The organism is Porifericola rhodea, from assembly GCF_030506305.1.
Lineage (GTDB): Bacteria > Bacteroidota > Bacteroidia > Cytophagales > Cyclobacteriaceae > Catalinimonas > Catalinimonas rhodea.
This window is the reverse complement of the sequence record NZ_CP119421.1, coordinates 2717378-2741969: the sequence shown is the minus strand read 5'-3', so window position 1 is coordinate 2741969 and position 24592 is coordinate 2717378. Positions and strand designations below refer to the sequence as shown.

Genomic DNA, 24592 nt, shown 5'->3' with positions numbered 1-24592 from the left:
GCTTACAGAAAACTTATGTTGCCAAAATCAGGTATAGACCAGTAAGATTGAATATTTGCGTTGATAGATTTCCCGTTTTGCTCCATAATAACCTCACTATACTCTTCCACAATACGATCCTTGGTCATAACAATAGGCATTGTTTCAGTAGCATAACTGGTATTTTGATCAAAATTGATTGGTTTTTCTTCATTCAATTGACCAAGCTTGATTGCAGAAATGATACTTACAAAATCTCCGGCTTGATTTTCTATCTTATGAGCGTTTATCGTTGCTTCGTACTCTACATTTGCCGTACACTGACTAATTCCTAGGTAGGGAGTAAAATGATGCTTTTTATCAACAATACGAGCCTCCAATTCTTTAAAAGTAGAATCTTCTCTATGGATCAAGAAGATACGGAATATTGCATCCTTCAACATTTCAAATTCAATCTGAGTACGATTAGTGATGTTAAAAAAACTACTGGCCGATTTGTCGGTATCAAGCAAGTTAAATCCTATGTTTACTTTCTTGAGAGGTTTAACTATTTGAATGGCAAAACTTGCTTTATTATTTCCAAAAACCTCATTAACCGGTACTATTCCTTCATTGAACTTACCGGGAGTTATCTCTCTCTCTATACCTAAAATAGCACCGAGCAAACCTGCTAAAGCAGGTGGTGTAGGAATAGGATAAGTTAGCGGAGATGAGGTGGTGTTGAATTTGCGGAAATGAGCGTATTCACCAGAAATTTTGAAAACTAGAATTTTAGCCGATTTCATTAAGTGCTAATTTTCCGTTTTCTAATAATATGGTATTTTCCTTATAGGTTAGATTCAAACGCTTATCAAGTTTGATTTCTACAGTATCAATTTTTTCCTGATAAGTTTTGAGTTCATCAATAAGATCATCCAAAGCCAATGAAAAATCTTCAAGACTGCGAATTTGAAGATCATTTTTGTCCTTTGTTTCCAGTTTAAGTCTTTGTCTTAACCCTCCGATGTAGAAAGGCTCCTTGTATGTAATTGATAAGAGTAAAACTGGACTTTGACCAAACTTTGAGCGTGAAATCAGATTTTTAGTCCCTTCCCAAACACCTTCTAACAGTAACTTCTTGTCTTCATCTGACATCAATGTGTATTGTGCAGCCTTTTCATTTATGATTCCGTTGAAGCCGATCACTGCATAGGGAACCTTATACTCAGTACGAAATGTAGCCTGTCCTTTCCCAGCAGTAGAAGCAAATGCACCTGTTCCCTGTTCAGTGATAACTTCTACCGGATGAAGTGATTTTCCCATCTGAAACTGTGTGGGGCCGGTAAAAGTAAGGGAATCATTTTTCAAGGGTAGGACACCACCGAATACTCTTATGTCTATACACTTTTCAAGTACAACCTCTTTTTTTTCGCTAAAAGCTTTAGCTCGTTCTTTGGCATCATTAAGACCACCTTTCTCATATTTGGTTTCCCTTACAAAAATGTCCTTGCCATTTTCTCCATTATATCCCTTATATTCAAACCAATAATCACGAATTGTTCTTTTAAGTCTTACATCGGATACCAATACTTTACTTTCTTCACTGTCAAAGCGAGGGCGGTTTTCATTAAGAGGATCTCCATTAGGATTTGTATTTTCTACCTCATATAAAAATAGAAGTTCGGTTCGGTTTTGAAGTGCTGACATTTTTTGGTAATGGTTATTAGGTTATTTTTTTATTGAGTAATGCCTTTTATGATATGGTTTTATTAAATAGACTTCTCTTCTTTCACTTTTTCAGTTTTAAATTTTCCACCAAACTCAAGTCCAGCAACAAAATAAAATGAAAGTTCATTGTTTGATAATCCTTTGATTGAGGGTTGTTGAAGGATAAAATAGTAATTAATTACTTCTCTTAAATCAGAGTACTCATAAAAGCTTCTGTACTTAAATATTTTATCCAGAGCTTCCTTGTATATGTTTTGAATTAGAGTAGGATTAAGATTATAACCCTTCATTTTTTTTTCAAAAGGAGTGTTTTTAAGTTCATAGTACTGAATATCTAGTAAAAAACGCACTAAAATACCCACAGCAAAAAGCCCTATTTTATACTCTTCATCCAAAAAAGACTTATTTTGCTCTACAAACACTTTAAATTTTTCCAGATTGAATCTGCTTTTGTTTTTAGTTGATTCAATTATGTCCATGATGTTAGTTTTATGGTTGTATTTAATGTTTTCTAGTTCTATGAGGTAAGCTAATGTAATATGAGTCTTTAAGAGGGTATGATAAGTATTTTCTACAAAGCCTTCTGAAGACTGCATCTTATTGTAGTTCTGCCTGATCACTTTCATAAATTTAGCATACAGCACTTCTTTTGAAAGTGGCAATCCTAAAAACACAGTATTTACAATGTCATAGAAATCCTCCTCAAAAAATGTCTTCAGAATACCAAAGCTAAAGACTAGGTTCACTTTTTCTTTTTTTATGGTGAGGGCTCCTTTGTATAAAGAGTTTTTGTTTATGATTTCAGGCACCTCTACAAATAGCCTATTAAATCTGGATGGTAAAATTTCCTCCAGCATGAGTTTGATTTTAATGGCTTTGGTTGTGGGATTCTCCTCAAAAAAAAGAAGGTTAAGTGTAAAATGATTATTCTCCTTTGCTATAGTTCGCATCAGGTATTCTTCTGACTGTTTGATAACGTGTCCCTCTCTTAATTGATAAGCAATATCTTCTATTCTGTTGAGGGCTTTTTGCAAACTCTTAACATCTCCTTTTATTACAGACTTTGGAATAGCATAGTAACTTTTACCGTAAAAGTATTTTTTCAAATGCTGCTGTACATAGTTGCTGCCAACTTCAAAAGTTAATGCACAATCGGAGCATATAGGATAGTTTTTCCAGTTGTTTTTCTGATTAAAAAAGCCACTAACCATACCTGTTTTATCCACAGTTGCATATTTAAATGGAGAAGCAAAGCCATGTATCTTATCTTTTTTTTCTAGGCAGATTGAACACTGTTGATTCTTGCCTTCTGAAGTAACATTGTACTTATTAGATTTACCTTCAGTGCCATTCGTTAAGATTTGATATCTAATAGTTTTAAAATCACTCAGATACATCTCTTCACCATCAACTATAAGTTTCAGGCTTAAGCCACATGCTTGCTGTGCTTTTTTATCCAAAGCATTATGCTCTTCTGTTAACTTTTCTTCTAGCTCCTCATAATATTGATTAACATACTCTGCTAATGTTTTGAACAGCTCATATTCATATTGCAGATTAATACTCTTGGCAATTTTGGGTACCACTTTAAGTTGTTGTTTGGCAAAAGTTTTAAACTTAGTAGGAACACTACTTAATTTAGTGGTAAACGTAATATCTCCACCTCTTGCAGAACCTTTGCGGTAAGCAAACTTTTCATAGTTTTTTTCACTTACCGTTTCCATATCTGTGCCTTTGAAGCTTATAGATCTGCTATTTTCATTTTTAGAAGTTGCAAACACCAGCAAAAGCATATGATAATTTTGTCCAGGAAACATATCCTGCACAAAAATTTGATAAGGATCAGTTTGGGAGGATTTTTCTAGGGCTAATCTTCCTATTGCAGTTATAACTCGGTCTTGCATGTATAATAAAATTGGCCTAAAGCCTTAAAATATATGAAAATCACTCAAAGAATCTATGAGTATGCTAGAGAAAAATAAGAAATTATGACTAGTGCTGTATAATTTGGTCAATAATTAACGACACTATAGGGTGAAAATTCATACACGTTCACTAATTGAAGTTGGCAAAATCGTAATGGTAGATATATCATACCTTAGGTAAGACTTCCAATAACGTTTTTAGAAAAAAAATCGCAAAACGTCATAAGTACTAGCGTAAAGGATTCATAATTCGTAGGATCTCTTCTCACCTCAAACCGTTAAATTGAATTAAATTTTATGGTTTTGAAGCTTATTTTTTTCATTATGAGACACTTACCCAGCACCTTTTTTATTTGTTCAAAGAACTGGTAGGACCTTATACAGGCTAGCTATAATAGAAGAACTGTCGAGTCAAACAATACCTTTTGATTGCAAATAATTAATCTTTAAAGGAGAAAAAAATATTAATTTATTCCAATAATCCTTATGGATGGTATAGGACTACAAACATTACGAAAAAGTATTTTTCTAAAATTAAATCTTATTTGAAGAGAAATATAATTCAGACAAAAAAGTAAACACTTAGAATAGTGAAAATAAAAATGTTTCAATATTGTTTCAACAGAGAAAGAACCACCCTTATAATTCACTGATTATAAGTCACTTATAAAAGATATATGTAGCCCCGACAGGAATCGAACCTGTATCTGGAGTTTAGGAAACTCTTATTCTATCCATTGAACTACGGGGCCTTGATTTTTCCTTGGCAAAAGTAATCTTTTCCCTTTGCTTTTTCAAACCTTGTATACGCTCTACAACTCTTATCTCACTTTAATTAGCGTTTTTTTCAGCAATGAGCCTAAGCCCTTCCAGAGTATGCCAGGGCTCTAGCGCATCAAACTCTTGAGTATGCGGAGCAATTACTTCTGATAAACCTCCGGTAGCAATTACTTTTGCATCTTCTCCCAGTTCAGCCTTAATCCGTTTAATTAAAGATTCTACCAATCCAATGTAGCCCAGCACCATACCCGACTGTATGGCATGCACTGTATTTTTACCAATTGCAGAGTTTGGAACTTCTAACTGTACAAAAGGCAATTGAGCTGTATTAGAGGTTAAAGCTTTCATAGAGGTTTTGAGGCCAGGAGCAATGGAACCGCCTAAAAGAACTCCTCCCACACCTACAATAGTTATAGAGAGTGCCGTACCAAAATCTACTACAATGCACTTGTCCTGGTACTTATGATAGCCCGCAACAGCATTCGCCAACAGGTCGGAGCCAATTTCAAGGGGATTATCAATACTAACTTTGATCCCGGTATTAGTCTGGCCATTAACAATCAGCGGCTCAACAGAAAAAACGGAGCGAATCATGCTTACAAAGGTAGAAGTGAGTGGGGGCACTACACTACTTACTACTACCTGGCTTATTTCCGCTGGATCTTGCTGTACACTATTGAGTAATGAACGGAAGAGTACTTCATACTCATCAGCAGTTTTATCTGCTACTGTATTCAACCGCCAATGACGCTTCCATCTATCAGAATATATTCCAAAAGCAATGTTTGAGTTACCAATGTCAATCGCTAGTAACATAGAAGTATTATAGGTTAAACAATGCCTAATATGTAGTGTTCTTTTTTTATATCAAACCCTCAAGATATGGTCGTTGAAGAAAATCGTATAATTACCCTTAGCTACAAGCTTAGGGATGGGGATGTAAATGGAAATGTTATGGAAGTAATGGACATTGCCTACCCTTTCATATTTTACTATAAGTCTGATGGAATTTTAGATAGCTTTCAGGAAAACTTAAGAGGACTATCATCCGGCGATACTTTTAGCTTTATAATTCCTGCTACTCACGCGTACGGACCTTATACTAAAGATAATATAGCGGCTATACCCATTGAAAGATTTGTGGTGGATGAGGAAATGGCTGACTCAATTCGTGATGTCGGAGAATATGTAGCCGTAACTGATGATGATGGTTATACCCAAAATGGCAAAGTTGTAGAAAAGAATGCTACACACCTGAAGGTAGATTTTAACCATGCTATGGCAGGCAAAGACCTACATTTTAGTGGCAGAATACTAAACATTCGCCAGGCCACAGCTGATGAGTCTGTACAGAAAAGATACATTATGCCAGACGGTATTAGGTTCTAAGTCTTTCTTTTTACATTTGCCTGCTCATCAAAAAGTATGGTATGTCATTAAGATTGTTTTTTATTCTAGTGCTAGTGGTAGGTAGCTTTTCGACTGCATGCTGTCAGATTTTAAATGTGGAAAAGGTCAGGCTTAGTGGAGATTCCGCCAATTATTTTCTCGGAAGCATGGGGCTTTCTTTCAATACAAACAACAGGAGCATTAATGACGATGGAGAGACGGTATCTTTTATAGGACTAAGCGCAAACTCAGACTTTGCATACATTTCTGAAAAGCATAGCTATCTGCTCATTAGCGAATTTCATTATAATGCCACCTCTGATGACCCGATTAACAGCAGCGGGTACGGGCATTTTCGCACCAACTTCTTACGCAAACAATCGGTTTCTTATGAGCTGTTTTCACAGTTGCAGTATGATCAGGGTAGAGGTATGCAAAACCGCTGGCTTGTGGGAGGTGGATTGCGTTTTCGCTTAAAAAAGACGGAGAAGAATAGCTTTTATGCGGGAGTAGGCGCTATGTATGAGCACGAACAGTGGAACTACCCCGGCCCCAGAGAAGACAATGAGCAATTAAATATCTGGAAATCTTCTAACTATATCTCTGGTAGGTTTCAGGTGAATGATCATATACACCTTAATATCATTTCTTATTATCAAACTGGTTACGACCCTGAAGCTGAATATTTTAGACACCGTATCAGCGGGGATCTTAACTTACTGGTCAATGTTACCTCAAAATTATCGTTAAACACTGCTGTTTTTGCAGGCTATGAGAATCGCCCTGTAGTACCTATTAATAAATTAGTGTACTCTGTAACCAATGGCATCATCTTAAGCTTCTAACAAAAAAAGGACTGCTAAATAGCAGTCCTTTCGTTTATTTTTTGGAAAAGAAAGACTTAGTCTTTCTTTTCTTTTTCCATCTTCTTCTTCTTGTGGCTTAGCGATAAGTGATCGCTCTTACCATCATAGTCAGCCGCAATAATATCTGTAGGCTCTACGTCACCTTTCAGTATTTCTTCAGCTACGGCATCTTCCAGGTATTTTTGGATAGCTCTGTTGAGCGGTCTGGCTCCGTATTGAGGATCATAACCTTTGTCAGCTATAAAATCCTTAGCTTTCTTAGTTAACTCAATAGTATAACCAAGCGCTGTAACACGCGCAAACAGCTTGTTTAGAGTAATATCAATGATCTTGTGAATATCTTCTCTCTTAAGAGAGTTGAACACAATAACATCATCCAATCTGTTTAAGAACTCAGGACTAAACGTCTTTTTGAGTGCATTCTGGATAGTAGATTTCATAATCTCATCCATACTCTCTTCTTTAGCCTGCGTAGAGAAACCGATACCCGCACCAAAATCTTTAAGATCACGAGCCCCAATATTTGAAGTCATGATGATAATGGTGTTACGGAAGTCTACTCTTCTTCCCAGACCATCGGTAAGAATACCGTCATCTAGTACCTGAAGTAGTAGGTTAAATACATCGGGATGAGCTTTTTCAATCTCATCCAGCAATACTACACTATAGGGCTTTCTTCTTACCTTTTCAGTAAGCTGTCCTCCTTCTTCATAACCTACATATCCGGGAGGCGCTCCTACCAGGCGAGATACGGAGAATTTCTCCATATACTCACTCATATCTATACGTATAAGTGCGTCTTCTTTATCAAAGAGGTAAGTTGCCAATACTTTTGCCAGCTCAGTTTTACCAACACCTGTTGGCCCTAAGAATACAAAAGTACCAATTGGCTTCTGCGGATCTTTAAGCCCTACTCTGGTTCTTTGTATCGCTTTAGCTAGTTTATTAATTGCATCATCCTGGCCGATTACCTTACCTTTAAGCTCTTCGCCCATACCCAGAAGTTTCTGGCTTTCGTTTTGGGCTACTCTGCTGGTAGGTATTCCAGTCATCATAGCAATAACTTCAGCTACATTCTCTTCATTTACAGTATAACGCTTGGTGCGAGTTTCCTCTTCCCATTTTTGTTTAGCACTTTCCAACTGATCTAACAGCTTCTTCTCACGATCTCTTAGCTGTGCTGCCTCTTCGTACTTCTGGCTTTTGACCACTCGGTTTTTCTCAACCTTGATGTTTTCAATGGCTTCTTCCAGCTTCACAATCTCATCAGGTACATGAATATTGTTGATGTGTACACGAGCTCCGGCTTCATCAAGCACATCTATAGCTTTATCTGGCAAGAAACGGTCGCTAATGTAGCGGTCAGAAAGGCTAACGCAAGCGTCAAGTGCTTCCTGAGTATAGTTTACATGGTGATGACTCTCATACTTATCCTTAATGTTATTTAGGATTTGCATTGTCTCTTCCGGAGAAGTAGCGTCAACCATTACCACCTGGAACCTACGTGCCAATGCACCATCTTTTTCTATGTACTGACGGTACTCATCTAATGTTGTAGCACCGATGCATTGTATCTCTCCTCTAGCTAAAGCCGGCTTGAACATGTTAGAAGCATCTAGTGAGCCTGAGGCACCACCAGCTCCTACAATAGTATGAAGCTCATCAATAAAAAGGATAACATCAGGAGATTTCTCAATCTCATTCATTACTGCCTTCATACGCTCTTCAAACTGACCACGGTATTTAGTACCAGCCACCAAAGAGGCCAGGTCCAGTGTTACTACTCTTTTATTAAAGAGTACACGAGATACTTTCTTTTGAACGATACGCAGCGCCAGTCCTTCAGCAATAGCGGTTTTACCCACGCCGGGCTCACCAATAAGAATAGGGTTATTCTTCTTTCTTCTACTCAAAATCTGAGCTACACGTTCAATTTCTTTTTCTCTACCCACAATAGGGTCAAGCTTGTCATCGTCGGCTAGCTTAGTAAGGTCGCGACCAAAATTGTCCAGTACCGGAGTACGAGATTTTTCTGAGCCTTTAGACTCACGCCCTGAGCTAGAGCCACCGAAGATACGGCTTGAGGAATCTTCATCACTGTCATCAGTATCAGAAGATGCCATAGGGTTCTCAGTCTGATATTCAAGGAGTTCTTTCACAACATCATAGTTTACGTCAAACTTCTCCAGTATCTGAGTAGCAATATTGTCTTCGTCTCTCAAAATTGATAGCAGAAGGTGTTCAGTGCCAATCAGCTGACTTTTAAAAATTTTAGCTTCGAGATACGTGATCTTCAAAACCTTCTCTGACTGGCGGGTCAGAGGAATATTGGCGAGATTTTTTACATTGCCGGTAGCGGTGCCCTTAGTTGCCTGCTCTACAGCATTTCTAAGCTCATCTAAAGAAACACCTAGCTTCTTCAGCAGACTTACAGCTACGCCTTCTCCTTCTCTGATCATGCCGAGTAGCAAGTGTTCTGTACCAATATAATCATGCCCCAAGCGAAGAGCCTCCTCTCTACTCAGGGAAATTACTTCTTTTACTCTATTAGAAAATTTAGCTTCCATAAACTAAGGAATTATAGTAAGTCGGAAATCGTTATTTGCCCCATCCTGCATACGAGCAAGATAGAAATTTTGTACTAGAAATCAACAAGTCTGAGAAAGCAAATGTTCACCGATGGGGGAGGGAAGATTGCCCTAAAATCACATTGGCATTTGCACCTTCACAAAATAGTAAATCTATTACACTAAGGTTGGGTACAAAGTTTTTGCCAAAAATCTGATTGTAGGCTTTAAAGCCTCCCTCTGTATCCTCCGGAGGGCGAGACTTCAGGTCAATTTCCCCCCTCAGGTCAATACATTGGCTATCAGTTGCTTCCATATAAGTGTTTGTGATCTCAATTTGTTTATCATGCCAGCTTAATAGCTCCAGACATTTTGTCAGTAAATCCAGATTCATATCTACTAAAAATTTGTAATTACTGTATAAAATGTCATGGAAGTAATCCGCAAAGAAATCAAAAAAAGGAGACTTGCCGTAGGCGGACTTAATTGCCCTCCAATGGTTATTTTGCCAGCGCTGCGTGTAGTCTATTCTGATCTCTTTAAGTTTACTTTTTTCCCCATCCTTACTAACCGGTATGCTGAGCATCTGTACTTTATTGGCAGTAAGGATATAGCTGCGGTTTCGGTAGGTTTGCTTGGTGTAGTTCTCATTTACCTCCAGTATTATCTTTCGAAACCTCTTTAAGTGGATAAAATAAGCTATACAAGGCAGATAATGTAGTTCAAGAAGAACAGCATCTGCTGATGAATGATTCATTAAATACTTAAATTACATGAAAGGCGCTAAGTCGCCCATTCCTTCTCTTACTATTTTTACTTCATAATCATCAGTGCAGTCTACTACGGTAGAGGCCACATTATTTCCTGGGCCACCATCAACGATCACATCTACCAGATGGCTAAAGTTCTCATAGATCATGTCAGGGTCTGTAGAATATTCTACGATCTCGTCATCGTCGTGAATGGAAGTAGTAACTATTGGGTTTCCTAAAGTCTGCACAATCATGCGCGGAATATTATGGTCTGGCACCCTTATTCCTACAGTCTTCTTCTTAGAATCTATTACTTTAGGCACCTTGCTGCTAGACTTCAGGATATAGGTATATGGCCCGGGAAGGGTCTTTTTCATCAATTTAAAAGTAGGAGTTGGCAGGTTTCGTACGTATTCGGCAATGTGACTCAGGTCATTGCAGATAAAAGAAAAATTATTTTTAGAAGAGTCTACACCCTTAATTCGGGCTACACGCTCCACAGCATCTTTGTTGTAAATGTCACATCCTATACCATAAACAGTATCTGTAGGATAAATAATAACCCCACCACGGCGTAGTACCTCTACTACCTTATCTATTTTACGCTGCTCGGGATTTTCAGGGTGTATTTTAAAAAGCTCTGCTTTCATAGATGGATGTTTTATAGTGAAAAATCTTAAAAAGTATTAGCTAAACTAATTAAATGTGCGACAATGTTTAATGTCTGCAATTAAGTTTTTACGCAAACTTTCATTAAAAAACTACATACACATTGGAGGAATATAAAAAGGGCATCAAAAATGTCCTTCTCAGACAAATTACTAATTTTGCTGAGCTTATAAAATCAGGTCGGGGCAAACTGAACGCTTTATTACAATTATTGCTTTACCTAAAACAAACTAGCACTGACCACAAATAGTAAAAATAATACGAATGAAAAGACATAAAGTACTCATTATTAGCCTGGTAGTATTTGCTGTTTTTATTATTTCTTTCTCTTTCTACGCTTACCAGACACTTATGTCGCCTAATGTGCTGGTAGATCAGCCTGAAAAGGAATTTCTGATACCTACAGGATCCACTTTTGATGAGGTAAGAGACAAACTACACGAAAAGAAATATGTAAACGATCTGCTATCTTTTAGTGTACTGGCCAAACTTATGAAGTACGATCAATACGTAAAGCCTGGAAGGTATGTGCTAAGTTCTAACATGTCTAACCTGGAAGCCATACGGCTGCTTAGGTCTGGTAAGCAGGAGCCGGTAAATGTTACTTTTAACAATGTAAGACTGAAACCTGAGCTTGCAGAAAAGCTTACCGCTAACCTGGAGGCTGATGCAGATGAGTTTTTACGCCTGATACAAGACACTGCCATCATCGCAGAGTATGGTTTTAATGAGGAGAACATTATGACGATGTTTCTACCAAATACCTATGAGATGTTCTGGACTACCAGCGAAAGAGAACTGCTGGACCGTATGCATCAGGAGTATGAGCGCTTCTGGAATGACGAACGGAAAAGCAAAGCTGCAGCCCTTAACATGAGCCCTCTTGAAGTCTCAATTTTAGCCTCTATTGTAGAGTCAGAAACTAACAAAATTGACGAAGCTCCGGTAGTAGCAGGTCTTTATCTTAACCGTTTGGAACGCAATATCGCATTACAGGCTGACCCTACTTTGGTTTTTGCCGCGCAGGATTTTACGATTCGCAGAGTATTAGATAAGCATAAAGAAATTGACTCGCCATATAATACATACAAATATGCAGGCCTCCCTCCTGGGCCTATCCGTGCTCCATCTATCTTTGCTATTGATGCTGTGCTTAATCATGAGGATCATAATTATTTGTACATGTGTGCCAAGGAAGACTTTTCTGGCTATCATAATTTTGCCACAAACCTAAGAGCCCACCTGGCCAATGCCCGCCGCTACCAGCGCGCACTTAGTAAAGCCGGAATATATAATTAAGCATGTATACACACACTACACAAATCAGGGTTCGGTATGGCGAAACTGATCAGATGGCCTATGTTTACTATGGCAATTATGCATCTTACTTTGAAGTAGCCCGTGTAGAAGCTTTGAGAGCATTAGGCATGAGCTATAAAGAACTGGAAGAAGAAGGAATTATGATGCCAGTACTGGAAAACCACTCTTACTATCATGGGCCTGCTGTATATGATGACCTTTTGCGTATAGAAGTTAGTATTCTAGAAATGCCTTCCGTACGAATTGCATTTCATTATAAGCTATATAATGAGGCTGAGCAGTTGGTTCATTCCGGTGAAACTAAGCTGGCCTTTATTAATGCCAAGACTAAGAGACCTTGCCGTCCTTCGGAAAAGATGCTTGCCCTGCTACGACCTTTTTTTGAAAATGCAGAAAAAAATTAAATTTCTCGCTTCCAGAATTTGGCATTAAAATGAAAATATCTAAATTTGCATTCTCGTTCACCGAAGCACAAATTCATACAGAGAGTTGGCGGAGTGGTCGAACGCGCCGGTCTTGAAAACCGGAGACCTTCACGGGTCCGGGGGTTCGAATCCCTCACTCTCTGCTTATAATAGTAAAGCCCCTTAAATTTCGTTTAAAGGGCTTTTTTTTATGTCTATACTTTATCTAAAAACGCTATCCTTCAGCAAATAAGGCTCCTCCTTTCCGCAAATTACAGGAAAACAAAGTTGAGTCTCAAATCAGGGGTTTCTGTTGTGTAGCCTGATACCTGGCTATTTTATACTGAAACATCTCAGCCATTTTTTGTGCTCTCCATTTTGCTTCTTCAGCTTTTTCACCTGCAAAGTACTCCTCTAAGGTTTCTGTAAAAAGCTGTAACCAGCGTTCAAAGTGAGTATGCTCTATAGCTAATCGGGCATGAGGCGGAAAAGGGCTTCCCATATAGGTATGCTCTGCCAGTAACACCGTCTGCCAGAACCTGTACATTTTTTCCAGATGTTCAGGCCACTTGTCTCCAATACGCTCATTAAAAATAGGTGCCAGAAACTTATCTTCCCGAACTTTATCGTAAAAACTATTAACTAAAAGCCTCACATCTTCTAGTTTGGTGATTTGTTTTTTGAGCATCATAGACAGTTTACTTTGAAAACAACTAAGACAATTTTGCGCTACTTAATTGTAAGTTTTTATCGTTTTAAGAAGCTAAGGCCGTTTTCTAAGCCCATAGCTAAATCATACAGGCTTGTGCTTTCCAGCATTTTCCTCAGATCATTTCTTATCTTAACAAACTTATCGTGCAGCGGACACGGTTGTGCTGCATTGCAATCTTTGAGTCCTAATCCGCAGCCACGATAGATAGAGTCTCCATCTATAGCATCTACAACTTCTCCTATCTTTATTTCTCTAAGCCTACTCTCTTCAATCTCAAACCCTCCGTTAGGTCCCATAACTGATCGTACCAGATCTTTTTTAGCTAATTGCTGAAGAATCTTAGCTGTAAAAGCCATTGGGGATTCAATTTCATAGGCTACCTCCTTTTGACTCACCCGATCACCTTTAGCAGTTTGTGAAGCTATATAGATAATTGCCCGAATACCGTACTCACATGTCTTTGAAAACATTGATTAAACCTTGTACACAATTAATAATGATACAATGTACTAAGTAGGATAAATTTGTCCTATATAAAACCAAACTTATTTTATGCAAGTAGTACTTGTATAAAAAGACTGCCTTAAGGAAGACAGTCTTTCTCAGGTTATTCGTACATATCTATCAGTATGGTCTTGTTTTTTCTGTTTTGGGCGGGCTTTTCCAGCCTTTGGTAAGAACGGTAATTTTGCTCTCGTAATATTCTGGTATTAAGCTCGCCACCGATCAGGCTAAGGGCGGTAGCTAACATAGGATCGCTGGTATCCCCAAAAGCTTTGGCCTCCAACAGATTATCTTCTACCCAATAGTCAGGTTGAAGTCCATCTACAAAATCTGTTACCCCTTCGGCATTGGCATATTTAAGGACGATAGGCATAAGTGCCCAATTATGACGGACAGGCTCTTCAAGGTCAGGAATTACCCATGAACCATAAAACTTACCTACAGTGGGCTCTCCAATGGTCACTACTTCCATGTACGGATCCAGACCGTTAATTAACAGTTCGCTGGATGAGGCTGTACTGCCAGTGGTGAGAAAGTATATACGCTCCAGGTTTAGATTATGTCCGTAATTAACAAAAGTATTATATAGATTTTGTGAATCTACTCCTTCGTACGAAATAATAGAGGCCTCCAGTAAAGGGTTGTACTCAAACTTGACAAACACCTCCTGGCTGGCTACAACTGAGCTGGGAGCCAAAGCACTAGCCAGATACTGCGCCATAGTAATTTCTCCACCAGGGTTGTACCTCAAGTCAACTACCATTTCTTCTACTCCCTGCTGCGCAAACTCACTAAGCGTATTGCTGAGGCTGTTGAGCCATTCGTTGTTTTCTCCAGAGATAAACTCACTGTAAACCATATAACCTATCTTCTTATCCGCATAAGAAATTAGCTCATGGTGGAGCACCGGATCTGCGTTTATTACTTCCGCACTCAAAGTGATGCCTTCATCTAAATCTGTGAACCCATTCTCTTCATCATAACTGGCCAGACTAAGGGTATACTGGCTTTCACTAAATAGTTGAAAATAGTTTTCTGTATTCATCTCCTGTCCATCTATCGCTAACACTATATCTCCTCTTTTTAACCCCGCCCTATCGGCAGGTGAGTCAGCGTATACATATTCTATAATCATGAATACCCGATCGCTACCCGAAAGCAGGCCGAATGCCGGAGCAAAGCCCATACCCGTATACACACCGCTAAATTCTTCCATTAAACCCTCATAATCATCTGTGATGTAGGAGAAAGCATCTCCTTCATTAAGGATAGAATAAAAATAGCCTTCGGGATCAACGTTTGTAGAATCTGGAGCATTAACTTCATCGCTCCAGAAATAGTAAGTACTCATCACTTCATATACCCAGTCGTTTATGAGACTATACTGGGAGTCATCTACAACTGCAAGTGAATCTTCCGTTACAACAGGCTCCAGCACATCTTCATCCTGGCTACAGGCAGAGAGGAAGGAAAAGAACACATAGCTAATGATTAGCCAATACCCCCTTAGGTTTTTCATGCTTGAAAAGTTTAAATATAGTTTTGCTGCTATGCTCTAATCTTCTTCGTCATACTCTTCGTCCGGAAAAAACTGCCACACATCGTCAAAGCGAGACTGTCCGCTTCTGCCGGTAGCTACAAAGGCGGTAGTAGTGCCTTCTCCACTGGTAAGTACAAAGGCAACAGCCTCTTCACGAGATGCGCCTTCCAGGCTGGTCTTTTGCTCCCACTCATCTGCTACCGGATTATACTCATAAGTATCGCGCAAGGCAGAGCCAGTAGAACCGGTACTTATGTAGCCTTTACCGTTAATGGCAAAGCTTACTGTATTTTCTCTGGCTATAGGATAATCATCTTCATCCAGGTCAAGTAGTTCTGTCCAGCGTACATCAAGGGGATCAAACTGCCAGAAATCCTGCTCGTACAGCCCATTGTTTCTGCCTCCACCGATATAGGCCATACCATCTATAACAAAAGCAAAAGCATCTACCCTTTTGGATCCACTGAAAGGTATCTGTGTCCAGGTGTCACTAGCAGGATCATACTTCCAGAAGTCTTTGAGGTCGTTATCGCCATTGTTACCAGTGCCTACATAGCCCATATTATCTATGCTAAATGCTACAGCTCCAATGCGCGCATCACCAGGAAAATCCGCTTTTTGTGTCCAGCTATCGGTGTTTGGGTCATATTCCCAGAAGTCCTTGAGTTCGTTGCTTCCATCATATCCGGTTGTAATATAACCTTTGCCATTGGCAGCAAAAGCAACCGCTGCGTTTCGGGCACTGCCCGGAAAGGTAGCACGTTTAACCCAAAAATTTCTATCCTGGTCGTACTCCCAAAAGTCGTTCAGTCGGTCGCTACCATCATAACCCAGGCCCACATATGCCCTATTGCCTATTGAAAAAGAAATAGCTCCGCTTCTGGCAGGCCCATCAAAGTCTGCTACTTCTACCCAATTGCCTAAAGTCTCTTCGGTTTCGTCATCAGTAGTGCAGGCGTACAGGCTAAATATGCTAATTAGTAATACAAATAATGGTCTCTTATACATCTTTCTTAATTAATTAAATTGGTCAATTGTGAATATGAAATCTCGAGTTTGGTTTGGTATTCAGGATGTGTGTCGCTACCAAGATACATGCTATGCACCTGATTGCTGAGGTTGGGTAGTGTAAGCACCAGAAACTTTTCGCTAAGTGCATCACTACTAACTTCGTCTACAATAAAATCAGTGATATTGAAGCGGTATTCCGTATTGCGGTCGTATTCGTCATCCAGCTGTAAGCCACTCATCCAGACCCAGGTATCGCTATCGCCCACTCCAAATGAGATGAGAGGCATAATATCATCAGGATGATCTACCGTAAACATGAGCAGGCTATCTGGTAAGTTGAACTGAGTTTCGTCAGGCAGCACCGGTTTAAGTACCAACTCTGCCTGAGTGATATACATATACTCGCCAAGCTCAGGGAAATCTTCCAGGTGAGGGATATTTATACGCGTAATGAGCCCACTCCCTCCCTGTACAAAAGTCATTTGATCAGTAATGGTATCTGCCAGAGGTTTTTTCACACTTTGCAAATCAGCAAGAGCATTTTGCGTACGCGTGCTTTCAAACTGATTGAACTGTTGAGTGCTGTTAGAAAGCTGAAAATCATAAGTGTAGGTTTGCAGTTCTTCGCCTGTCTGATGATAATAAAGGCGCATATAAATCTGCGAAGCACTGGCAGCATAACCCAAAACAGCACCTCCTGAAGTACTATCAGCTAGCAGGGTGAGGCCCGGTAGATACTCCTGAAAATCTTCGGTAGTACTTAAAGCTACGTCACCGTTCTGTCCCATTTCAAACAGAGCTTTCCCCCACTCATCATTCAAACGTATGCTAAGAGAATCTCGCTGGCGGTAGTTCGGGCTAAAGCTCAATGCACCCAGGGCACTTTCTTCGTATCGTAAAGACTGAGTATTATAGAAATAGTCATCTTCTACTGTATTATACTCTTCTGTAATGCGATGTACGCTTATTTTTTGCGGCTGACTACTATCACCGTAGATATAGTTATTGGTCGTCAGGTACAAAACCAGAGAATCGTACACAGCATCTTCTGATGGTAAAAGCACACCGTTTAAGCCCAGCTGAAAAAACGTCTGCGCTCTAAGCTTACCCAGGTATTCATCCTCCAGACTTCCTATAAGCAGTCTACCTGTACCGGAGCTAATAATAGAGTCCGCCTGCATACTTGACATCTGAAGGCTCACTGTATCTGTAAAGCCAAGATAAAAAGGGGCCACAAGTTCTTCTTCCAGCATCAGGTCTTCGTCCCCACAAGAGGACAGAAACAGCAAACTCCCCATTGCTAAGCATATAGCGCCTAGCATCTTCGTTATTTTCATAGTATACTTCTAATGTTAAATGAAAGCCAAAACCTAGCTTGGCTTATATAATTGCTTCTTACTTTACTTTTTCCTGTTATTGCTTGACAACCTCCAGAAAAACTTCCTGCGAAGAGAAGGCCGTAAATATGCCCAGGCCGTTTTGTATGTTAGAGTAAGGTTCGTTGAGATTGCGAGAATCCTGCTCCAGCGATTCGTACAGTTTTGCATACTCTTCGTTAAGCTTGTACACCCTAATGCGATGAGTGCCAAAAGACTGAAACTGCAACAGGGGTCTTATACTCATAAAGTTATCCTGGCTAGGAGCCGAAATAAACCTGGCAAAAGGTGCAAAATTGATATCCAGTTGATTGATAGGCTCAGGGTCATCTTCCAAATTTTCTATCAATACATAGTAGTAAGCTCCTTCCTCGTAGTCCCAGTCCAGGGCTATGGTTTGTTGCATTAGCTCACGATTGGTAAACAGATCTTCCTGACTACTTATCTGGGGCAGAAAAATTTCTTCTACCTCTAGGCTTAGGTGCTGTGGAGGAGTCGGCACTGTAGTTTCGGCACTTACCAATTCGCCATTGTACTCAAAGCTAAGCTGGTAAGTTTGCCCCACTTTAATCTCCAGATTACTTCCGCTATAAGCATAATAACCTGCCTTTTCTTCGAGATGGCTTAACACATATTCTTCTCCTGCTGAGCTAATCTTAAGCTGTGCATTAGTAATGGGGGGCGCTTCTTCTGACTCACTTCCAAAAGGCACCAGCGTAGTTAACTGAATAGAATCTACGGCTTCGTCAGCGTACAGAAATGCCTGCACTACAGGGCGCTGCTGTGTTTCATCAAAAACAGGAACCTCTTCGCAGGCAAGCAGTAAAATGAAATTTGCAAAAAGAATGAAGGATAAGTTTTTCATAGCACAGGTTAAAAGCTGATGTTAAAAAACAGGCTGGGAGTAAAGCCTATCAGGCTTACATCGGTTTCTATCACTTCTCCTTCGGAGACTTCAAACTCTTTGTACCAGATGTTCTCCTGATTGTATAGGTTAAAGACAGACATACCAGCATTCGCTTTTTGCCCGAACAATTGGAAGTTTAAAGACGCAGATAGGTCTAAACGGTGGTAGTCGGGCAGGCGGAAAGCATTTTTTTCGCCAACGCTCACATAGGTGTAGGTAGCTCCGTCCAGCAGATTGAGTTCGTACTCGCCATATGGCGCTGAGTAGGGCTTTCCGGTCGCGTAAATCCAGGTGCTGGCAAAGGTCCAGTTGCCGAGCTGATAACTACCTACTATTTTGAGCTCGTGTCGCTGATCGTGCAACGCATAAAAAGCATGATCGCTTAAGGCAGGAAAATTGTGAACTACCTCTCCCAAAGTGTAGCTGACCCATCCGTTAAAAGCGCCACTTTTCTTTTGCAGCAAAAACTCTACACCCCTTGCTATACCTGTGCCTTCATAAAAAAGCTGGCTGTCTGCTATATCCGCTCCAGGTCGGCTAAACCTTAAACTAAACTCAGAAAGACCTTCCATTTCTTTCTGGTAATATTCTACATCAAACAGGTAATCTTCAGTTTCGTAGCTGATGCCACCAATGTAATGTATAGCAGAGCTTACAGAATTGCTTTCGTCATCAGCTAGCAGCCAAAAATCGCGACTTCCCTGGCTTACATCTTCGCGTACTATACGATTAGCAAACTGATAGTATTTTCCCCAGGCAGCTTTCAGCCTGAAACGCTCTGTCAACTGATAAGAAGCTGAGGCTCTGGGCTCATAATACAGCTCTTCGGTTACATCAAAATAAGAGGCACGCAAGCCAGCAGTCAGGCTTAGCCTATCTGTAAGCTTCCAGATGTCTTGCACATATATGGCACTGAGCATACCCTCGTCTTTACGGCTAAGAATATCCAGCGTGTCATTTAAGGTATAGTTATAATTGATATCATTATGAGTAAGCTGCCCTCCAAAACCCAATTGATGGCTTTTACCGATTAATAGTTCATTATCCAGCCTGAAGGTAAAGTCCTGCAGGTCATTATCTTCCGCCGTACCATTGGAGCGTGTGGTTACTGTATCTGCGCTAGTGGTCGTAATATTGCTGGATCTGTCCCTTACACTGTAGTAGTTAGAATAGGCAGCAATGGCATTAGTGTAAAAGCGCCCATTCCACTGACGTGCCCAGCGCAAACTACTACTACGGTTGCCCCAGTTAAGCACATCTTTAGTGTCGGTACTCAATGTTCTGTCGGTATTGTTATTACCTCCGCTAAAGGCGTTTTGGGTACTACGAGAATTATCCAGATCATCGGCTCCCCGGTAGACTGAAAGGGCGATAATATCACGATCGCTGGGGTTGTAACTTAGCTTGGCGTTTAGGTCGTAAAAGAAGAAGGTAGGCTCTACAGTATTCTGCTGAAACTCTCGGCCAAACCTTCTTCCACCTCCACCAAACCCTCCACCAGTTGGAGGCTGCCCGCCTGCGGGAGCAGCCTGCCCCTGAGCGGAACCATCATTGTACAGGTCAAAAATATCGTTGTACAATCCGTTTTGAATGATATCTGTGTAAGAACGTCGCCCTGCCACGAGCAAAGCACCTTTGCCACCCAGAGGAATTTCTAACATAGCATTCGCGTTGACTGCGCTCAGACCTAATTTGCCAGAAAGCTGATTGACATTACCTGTCTTACCGGTAAGCTCCATAGCACTGGAAATACGGCCTCCGTATTGTGCCCCAAACCCTCCTTTGTACAATTGCACATCTTTAATAGCATCAGCATTAAAAGCACTGAAAAAACCATAAAAATGATCTACATGATAGACGGTAAAGCCATCCAGCAGAATCAGGTTCTGGTCTGGTGTTCCCCCTCTTACATAAAGACCGGATGATGCTTCATTACTACCACTTACCCCCGGTAACAGCTGTAGCGAACGGAATATATCTTTTTCGCCCAAACTAGGCAGTGCGGCCATTTGTGCCGGTGAGATAGAGATCTGGCTGATATTCTCTGAGGCACGTATCATTTGTCCGCTGCCAGGGGCGGAAAATACGATTTCTTCCAGCTCATTTACTTCCTCTTCCAGATAAATAGTAAGCCTTTGTTGTATCTTATCTGGGCTGAGCTTAAGCAACTGGCTTCGGTATCCAATGTATGTGATGAGTAGGGTAGACGTGTCTGATGGTACATTTAGCAAGGTAAAGTAACCATCCTGATTGGTAACTGTGCCTTTGCCATTCTGCCTGATAACAATAGTAGCATTAGGCAGACTTTCTTCACTTCCCTTCTCTCTGATGCTGCCTTGTAATGTATAACTTCCCTGTGCAGCAACACCAAAAGCTATAGTACTCAAAGCAAGGCAAAGCCAAAGCCTGAAAGTTTGAGGTAAAGAGGTTTTCATGAATGAGTTTTGGTAGCAGTAGTAAAGGTTTATTTCATGAGCGCATATAAAAGCTGCCCTAGCTGTTTAGAGGGCAGCTCTTGCTTAGGATTCACTGGCTATTAGCGTCGAAGGTGTCTACGAAAACGTTTTACTTTAAAGTCCATCTCAATCTCTTCGGTCTCTCCATCTACAGTATTGGTGGCAATATTATCACAGGTACCATCGCCAAAATCTGTAACTATAAGTACACCATCTACTGTGTTTTCAATGACGCCACTACCAATCCAGGGACAGTCACGAGCGTGTAGCAATGGTGTAGTAATGCTTTTGCTGTAGCTTACACCTTCAGGCGTTTGACCACTGGAAGACCCGGTAGTTTCAAAAACATCATCCGAACGTTCTTCGGTATCAGCGCCTTCTACCTGCTTACGTGTGCGGGTAGAGTTACGGGTAAAGGTTTCGCCTTCGGAGGTGGTGATGCTTACTTCTTCTACGCTGTTCATTTCTGTTTCACTTACCACAGTATGGACATGAGTACCTTCTACCTGCTGCTCGTTAACCAACAAATCTTCAAATGTAGTTGTGATGACAGTACCCACTTCTTTACGTGGTCCGCTAATAGTAGTAATAATTTTGCCTGAGATGGTTGCGCCATTCCAAGCGTTGCAGCCTTCTCCATAGTCTAATGTTATGGTAAGCGGATATTCCTCCTCATCTGAACGCTCTACACTGCGAGTAGCGCATCCAAATTTGCCAAAATTACCGATAATGCGACCATTAGCAGAAAAAGGAATGTCTATGGCTTCTTCTACTTCTGAAGTAATTCCGTTGTAAAAATTCTCTGCGAAGACCGTTTCATCTAACACGGTTTCAGACTCCAGGCTTGCCCCCTCTTCTTCCTGGCAAGCCGTAAACAGCTGAACAAACAACAGACTGGCCATCAGGCTAAATGCATACTTGAAATTTAGTTTGCTTAACTTCATTGTTTTCATGACACATGGATTATAAGTGAAATTATATTTATGAAAGGCCAGAGACCTTTCTCGTTTAGACATACCTCTTCTGTTTACAGAAAATGATTTTTTCCTTTTCAGCACTCATTTTTGGGCCGGCTTTAGTTGAAAGTAAACCCTTGTACTATGATCTTATGTGTTAGCTGTAAATTAGCTCATGGGTTAAAAGCGAAAATTGAGAAATACACTAAGAGTACGATTTAGTAGTAACTGATCTACAGAAATCAGCTGAACTAACTGTCTGTTTCTTTCACTTTGGTAAAAGCCAAAGCGATCAAAAAGAAAACTCCTGTCTCCTATATTCTGCTGATTGTACAGATTGAAAAGTGATACGCCTAGCTCTGCTTTATTTCTACCAATATTAAATTGATAAGAGGCAGAAGCATCCATCCGATGGTAAGCCGGAAGGCGATTGTTGTTTTTTTCGCTATAAACCAGCTTGGTTAGCCCATTTTCGGAGCTTATTTCAGTAGGCGCAGAATAAGGCTGACCAGAGCCATAAATCCAGTTGAGTGAAAATGTCCAGGGGTGAAAATCCCACTGACTTGCCCATTTGAATTCATGACGCTGATCTTCGTCCGCAAAAAAGGCTGCTCCTTCATTAATCTCGTCAAATTGCTGACGGTTAGATGCCAAACTATAGCTTACGGTAGTAGTGTTGTGCTCCCAGCTACGGCTGAGCATCAGGTCTATTCCCTTTACTTTTGCGCTACCATCAGCAATGATTTTGTTAAAGCTCCAGTAAGGTCTGGTAGCATTGGTTTCTACAAAGCTTTCGTAATTACCCAATGCCAGACCCTGCATATTTTTCAGATATACTTCTGCATCCAGCATCCATTCGTTTTTAGTATAACTTAAGCCTATCATATACTGCTGTGCAGAAAGAACAGGCATACTTTTATTACCAGAGAGTACCCAGAAGTCCTGCTCAAATCCTTTACCCAGATCAGAGTTTGCTTTGTTCAGGAACTGATAATACTGACCAGCAGAACCTTTCAGGTACATATTTTCCTGTATTTCAAAATTAAAAGAAAGGCGCGGCTCCAGGTACAGCTGATTGTCTAAAGAGTAATATGTAGTTCTTAACCCGCTAGTCATACTGAAACCAGCTAACGGTCTATATATATGCTGAATATATCCCCCTGTCTGACTACCCCTGTTCTGTAGGCGAATACTCTGCCTGCTGTTCTGATCCTGATAAAGGATAGCATTGTAAGTATTAAATAGCCCGAAGTCTAGCTGGTGCTCTACGGTGGGTGTGTACTCAAAATCCAGCTTAGCAGTATACTCATCCAGCGTATTTTCTCTTTCAGTATTGAAGCTACGGTCCAGCATTTCTTCAGACTCTGCTTGCAATACGTTCATCTCCATATCGTACTGGCTGGCATAGTTGGAGTAGCCTAAGTTAAGACTGCTAAATAGTTTCTTATTCCATATCCTGTTCCATTGTAAACCAACTCCTGTATTTGCGATATAAAACTGTTCATCTATATCTTCCTGAAAACCAATTCTATTGGTATTGACAGCCAGCGTACTGCTCATCTCATAATCATCGGCTCCCTGGTAAAAGCTCAGGCTCAGCTTGTCATCATCGCTAGGTCTGTAACTTAGTTTGATATTGGCATCGTAATAGTAAAAAGATTCGTCACGCTCGCGAATAGGATTAAGAATGCCCGGCAGCAAAGAAGGGGTTTCCTGCTCCGTATAGCTAATTAAGTTTTGGTACAAGCCGCTTTGAAAAACGTCAGTGTATGACCTTCTAAAAGCTATAAAAGCCGTGCCTTTTTCACCCCAGGGCGTTTCGGCGCTAAAGTTGGCACTCAGTAAGTTTAAGCCTAAACTACCTCCGCTTCGGTATTGGTTACCACTCTTACCACTAATATCTATCAGGCTGGATGCCCTTCCTCCATGCTTAGCGCCAAAACCTCCTTTATAAATCCTGATATCCTTGATAGCGTCTGCATTCAGAGAGCTAAAGAAACCATATAAATGATCCAGATGGTAGATTGTAAAACCATCAAACAGCACCAGGTTCTGATCAGGACTACTTCCTCGTACGCTCAGGCTTGCAGAGGTTTCATCAGCTATGCTAACTCCGGGTAAAAACTGTAGGCTACGAAAAACATCTCTTTCTCCTATCTGAGGGAGTTGATTAGTCTTGGTAGTATTAATAATGTGCTGCCCACTTTTTGGAGTAAAGGCCAACAGGCCGATGGTTGGGCGTTCTTTAATTTCCACCTCTTCCAGTAAAGCGTAGGCAGGCTCCAGTTTAACTTCCTGATGCCCTTTTGCCTTTTTATCCAGAGAACATATAGTGGAGCTATAGCCTAAATGACTAACCTTTAGTGAGTCTTGTGAGGCACTAAGCTGTGAAAGTGAAAAAAAGCCTTCCTGATTTGCTACAGTACCTAGCGGAGTGCCTAACACCGATACACTGGCATAAGGAATACGCTCTCCGGTTTCGCTATCTTTAACCACACCCGCATAAGTATAGCTTGTTTCTACCTTCTCAGGCTCAGCAGCCTGATGGTAAACAGCTTTTCTACGAATGACCATCCTACCTTCGCCAAGATGCAGGCAGGTTAGCGGCGTAGCAGAAAGGATAGCCTGCCAGGCTTCTGCCTGAGTCTGCTCCTCCAGCACTACCTCCACCCGATAGGGCTTCACCAGCTTGCGCTCGTAGGCGATTTTAAGATGATATGTTCGTTGCATATGTTTAATCACTTTCAGTAAGCTTTCATCTTTAAAAACTTC

At 40.6% G+C, this 24592-nt stretch carries 20 protein-coding genes and 2 tRNA genes; 5 read left to right on the top strand and 17 right to left on the bottom strand.

The window, feature by feature from the left end; all coding sequences use genetic code 11:
- Positions 1 to 2 precede the first annotated feature (2 nt).
- The 5 genes from cas5b to PZB74_RS11230 all read right to left on the bottom strand — a co-directional run bounded on the left by cas5b (position 3) and on the right by PZB74_RS11230 (position 5207).
- The gene (gene cas5b, locus PZB74_RS11250; RefSeq protein WP_302242731.1) at positions 3 to 764 is read right to left on the bottom strand and encodes a type I-B CRISPR-associated protein Cas5b; all 762 of its coding nucleotides are present in this window, start codon (positions 762 to 764) and stop codon (positions 3 to 5) included.
- Positions 751 to 1665, bottom strand: coding sequence for a type I-B CRISPR-associated protein Cas7/Csh2 (gene cas7b / locus PZB74_RS11245; RefSeq protein WP_302242729.1), 915 nt, complete (start codon positions 1663 to 1665; stop codon positions 751 to 753). The genes cas5b and cas7b overlap by 14 nt, the downstream gene beginning before the upstream one ends.
- Positions 1666 to 1727: 62 nt before the next feature.
- Positions 1728 to 3590 carry a TIGR02556 family CRISPR-associated protein gene (locus PZB74_RS11240; protein WP_302242727.1) on the bottom strand — a complete coding sequence of 621 codons (1863 nt, stop codon included), beginning with the start codon at positions 3588 to 3590 and terminating at the stop codon, positions 1728 to 1730.
- A 701-nt stretch (positions 3591 to 4291) separates the two neighbouring features.
- Positions 4292 to 4363, bottom strand: a tRNA-Arg gene (locus PZB74_RS11235).
- A 79-nt stretch (positions 4364 to 4442) separates the two neighbouring features.
- Positions 4443 to 5207: a type III pantothenate kinase gene (locus PZB74_RS11230; protein WP_302242725.1), complete on the bottom strand. Its 765-nt coding sequence runs from the start codon at positions 5205 to 5207 to the stop codon at positions 4443 to 4445.
- Positions 5208 to 5273: 66 nt separating this feature from the next.
- Between PZB74_RS11230 and PZB74_RS11225 the strand changes: the two genes are divergently transcribed.
- Positions 5274 to 5780, top strand: coding sequence for an FKBP-type peptidyl-prolyl cis-trans isomerase (locus PZB74_RS11225; protein WP_302242724.1), 507 nt, complete (start codon positions 5274 to 5276; stop codon positions 5778 to 5780).
- Between the two features lie 116 nt (positions 5781 to 5896).
- Positions 5897 to 6625 (top strand): DUF481 domain-containing protein, encoded by a 729-nt coding sequence (locus tag PZB74_RS11220; protein WP_302242723.1) that lies wholly within the window; start codon positions 5897 to 5899, stop codon positions 6623 to 6625.
- 56 nt (positions 6626 to 6681) lie between these two features.
- Here PZB74_RS11220 and PZB74_RS11215 read toward each other — a convergent pair whose 3' ends face one another.
- From PZB74_RS11215 to PZB74_RS11205, 3 genes are all read right to left on the bottom strand, one after another.
- A complete protein-coding gene (locus PZB74_RS11215; protein ID WP_302242722.1) occupies positions 6682 to 9213 on the bottom strand; it encodes an ATP-dependent Clp protease ATP-binding subunit in 2532 nt (843 codons plus the stop codon).
- A gap of 106 nt (positions 9214 to 9319) precedes the next feature.
- Positions 9320 to 9970, bottom strand: coding sequence for a WbqC family protein (locus PZB74_RS11210; protein ID WP_302242720.1), 651 nt, complete (start codon positions 9968 to 9970; stop codon positions 9320 to 9322).
- A 12-nt stretch (positions 9971 to 9982) separates the two neighbouring features.
- Complete coding sequence (locus PZB74_RS11205) at positions 9983 to 10615, bottom strand: L-threonylcarbamoyladenylate synthase (protein ID WP_302242719.1); 633 nt, start codon at positions 10613 to 10615, stop codon at positions 9983 to 9985.
- A 274-nt stretch (positions 10616 to 10889) separates the two neighbouring features.
- Here PZB74_RS11205 and mltG point away from each other — a divergent pair, with 274 nt between their 5' ends.
- From mltG to PZB74_RS11190, 3 genes are all read left to right on the top strand, one after another.
- Positions 10890 to 11933: an endolytic transglycosylase MltG gene (mltG, locus tag PZB74_RS11200; RefSeq protein ID WP_436837130.1), complete on the top strand. Its 1044-nt coding sequence runs from the start codon at positions 10890 to 10892 to the stop codon at positions 11931 to 11933.
- A 2-nt stretch (positions 11934 to 11935) separates the two neighbouring features.
- Entirely contained in the window at positions 11936 to 12358 is a 423-nt protein-coding gene (locus PZB74_RS11195) for an acyl-CoA thioesterase (protein WP_302242717.1), read from the top strand.
- 79 nt (positions 12359 to 12437) lie between these two features.
- Positions 12438 to 12522, top strand: a tRNA-Ser gene (locus PZB74_RS11190).
- Positions 12523 to 12653: 131 nt separating this feature from the next.
- On the opposite strand, the gene PZB74_RS11185 is transcribed toward PZB74_RS11190, so the two are convergent.
- The 9 genes from PZB74_RS11185 to PZB74_RS11145 all read right to left on the bottom strand — a co-directional run bounded on the left by PZB74_RS11185 (position 12654) and on the right by PZB74_RS11145 (position 24550).
- Positions 12654 to 13049 carry a group III truncated hemoglobin gene (locus PZB74_RS11185; protein ID WP_367281478.1) on the bottom strand — a complete coding sequence of 132 codons (396 nt, stop codon included), beginning with the start codon at positions 13047 to 13049 and terminating at the stop codon, positions 12654 to 12656.
- A 56-nt stretch (positions 13050 to 13105) separates the two neighbouring features.
- The gene (locus PZB74_RS11180) at positions 13106 to 13540 is read right to left on the bottom strand and encodes an RrF2 family transcriptional regulator (protein WP_302242716.1); all 435 of its coding nucleotides are present in this window, start codon (positions 13538 to 13540) and stop codon (positions 13106 to 13108) included.
- A gap of 137 nt (positions 13541 to 13677) precedes the next feature.
- Positions 13678 to 15093 (bottom strand): S41 family peptidase, encoded by a 1416-nt coding sequence (locus PZB74_RS11175; protein ID WP_302242714.1) that lies wholly within the window; start codon positions 15091 to 15093, stop codon positions 13678 to 13680.
- Between the two features lie 36 nt (positions 15094 to 15129).
- Positions 15130 to 16122, bottom strand: a complete 993-nt coding sequence (locus PZB74_RS11170; RefSeq protein ID WP_302242713.1) for a Kelch repeat-containing protein — start codon at positions 16120 to 16122, stop codon at positions 15130 to 15132.
- A 5-nt stretch (positions 16123 to 16127) separates the two neighbouring features.
- Positions 16128 to 17462, bottom strand: coding sequence for a DUF4270 family protein (locus PZB74_RS11165; protein WP_302242712.1), 1335 nt, complete (start codon positions 17460 to 17462; stop codon positions 16128 to 16130).
- 76 nt (positions 17463 to 17538) lie between these two features.
- The gene (locus tag PZB74_RS11160; protein WP_302242711.1) at positions 17539 to 18366 is read right to left on the bottom strand and encodes a DUF4249 domain-containing protein; all 828 of its coding nucleotides are present in this window, start codon (positions 18364 to 18366) and stop codon (positions 17539 to 17541) included.
- 8 nt (positions 18367 to 18374) lie between these two features.
- On the bottom strand, positions 18375 to 20843 hold the full coding sequence (locus PZB74_RS11155) for a TonB-dependent receptor (RefSeq protein WP_302242710.1): 2469 nt from the start codon (positions 20841 to 20843) through the stop codon (positions 18375 to 18377).
- Between the two features lie 101 nt (positions 20844 to 20944).
- Positions 20945 to 21817 carry a hypothetical protein gene (locus PZB74_RS11150; protein WP_302242707.1) on the bottom strand — a complete coding sequence of 291 codons (873 nt, stop codon included), beginning with the start codon at positions 21815 to 21817 and terminating at the stop codon, positions 20945 to 20947.
- Positions 21818 to 22000: 183 nt separating this feature from the next.
- On the bottom strand, positions 22001 to 24550 hold the full coding sequence (locus PZB74_RS11145) for a TonB-dependent receptor (RefSeq protein ID WP_302242705.1): 2550 nt from the start codon (positions 24548 to 24550) through the stop codon (positions 22001 to 22003).
- Positions 24551 to 24592: the final 42 nt, after the last annotated feature.

What these genes read in the sequence shown, in the direction of transcription:
- cas5b (WP_302242731.1), bottom strand. Translation starts at nt 764, where the DNA reads ATGAAATCGGCTAAAATTCTAGTTTTCAAAATTTCTGGTGAATACGCT.
- cas7b (WP_302242729.1), bottom strand. Translation starts at nt 1,665, where the DNA reads ATGTCAGCACTTCAAAACCGAACCGAACTTCTATTTTTATATGAGGTA.
- PZB74_RS11240 (WP_302242727.1), bottom strand. Translation starts at nt 3,590, where the DNA reads ATGCAAGACCGAGTTATAACTGCAATAGGAAGATTAGCCCTAGAAAAA.
- PZB74_RS11230 (WP_302242725.1), bottom strand. Translation starts at nt 5,207, where the DNA reads ATGTTACTAGCGATTGACATTGGTAACTCAAACATTGCTTTTGGAATA.
- PZB74_RS11225 (WP_302242724.1), top strand. Translation starts at nt 5,274, where the DNA reads ATGGTCGTTGAAGAAAATCGTATAATTACCCTTAGCTACAAGCTTAGG.
- PZB74_RS11215 (WP_302242722.1), bottom strand. Translation starts at nt 9,213, where the DNA reads ATGGAAGCTAAATTTTCTAATAGAGTAAAAGAAGTAATTTCCCTGAGT.
- PZB74_RS11210 (WP_302242720.1), bottom strand. Translation starts at nt 9,970, where the DNA reads ATGAATCATTCATCAGCAGATGCTGTTCTTCTTGAACTACATTATCTG.
- PZB74_RS11205 (WP_302242719.1), bottom strand. Translation starts at nt 10,615, where the DNA reads ATGAAAGCAGAGCTTTTTAAAATACACCCTGAAAATCCCGAGCAGCGT.
- PZB74_RS11195 (WP_302242717.1), top strand. Translation starts at nt 11,936, where the DNA reads ATGTATACACACACTACACAAATCAGGGTTCGGTATGGCGAAACTGAT.
- PZB74_RS11185 (WP_367281478.1), bottom strand. Translation starts at nt 13,049, where the DNA reads ATGATGCTCAAAAAACAAATCACCAAACTAGAAGATGTGAGGCTTTTA.
- PZB74_RS11180 (WP_302242716.1), bottom strand. Translation starts at nt 13,540, where the DNA reads ATGTTTTCAAAGACATGTGAGTACGGTATTCGGGCAATTATCTATATA.
- PZB74_RS11175 (WP_302242714.1), bottom strand. Translation starts at nt 15,093, where the DNA reads ATGAAAAACCTAAGGGGGTATTGGCTAATCATTAGCTATGTGTTCTTT.
- PZB74_RS11170 (WP_302242713.1), bottom strand. Translation starts at nt 16,122, where the DNA reads ATGTATAAGAGACCATTATTTGTATTACTAATTAGCATATTTAGCCTG.
- PZB74_RS11165 (WP_302242712.1), bottom strand. Translation starts at nt 17,462, where the DNA reads ATGAAAATAACGAAGATGCTAGGCGCTATATGCTTAGCAATGGGGAGT.
- PZB74_RS11160 (WP_302242711.1), bottom strand. Translation starts at nt 18,366, where the DNA reads ATGAAAAACTTATCCTTCATTCTTTTTGCAAATTTCATTTTACTGCTT.
- PZB74_RS11155 (WP_302242710.1), bottom strand. Translation starts at nt 20,843, where the DNA reads ATGAAAACCTCTTTACCTCAAACTTTCAGGCTTTGGCTTTGCCTTGCT.
- PZB74_RS11150 (WP_302242707.1), bottom strand. Translation starts at nt 21,817, where the DNA reads ATGAAAACAATGAAGTTAAGCAAACTAAATTTCAAGTATGCATTTAGC.
- PZB74_RS11145 (WP_302242705.1), bottom strand. Translation starts at nt 24,550, where the DNA reads ATGCAACGAACATATCATCTTAAAATCGCCTACGAGCGCAAGCTGGTG.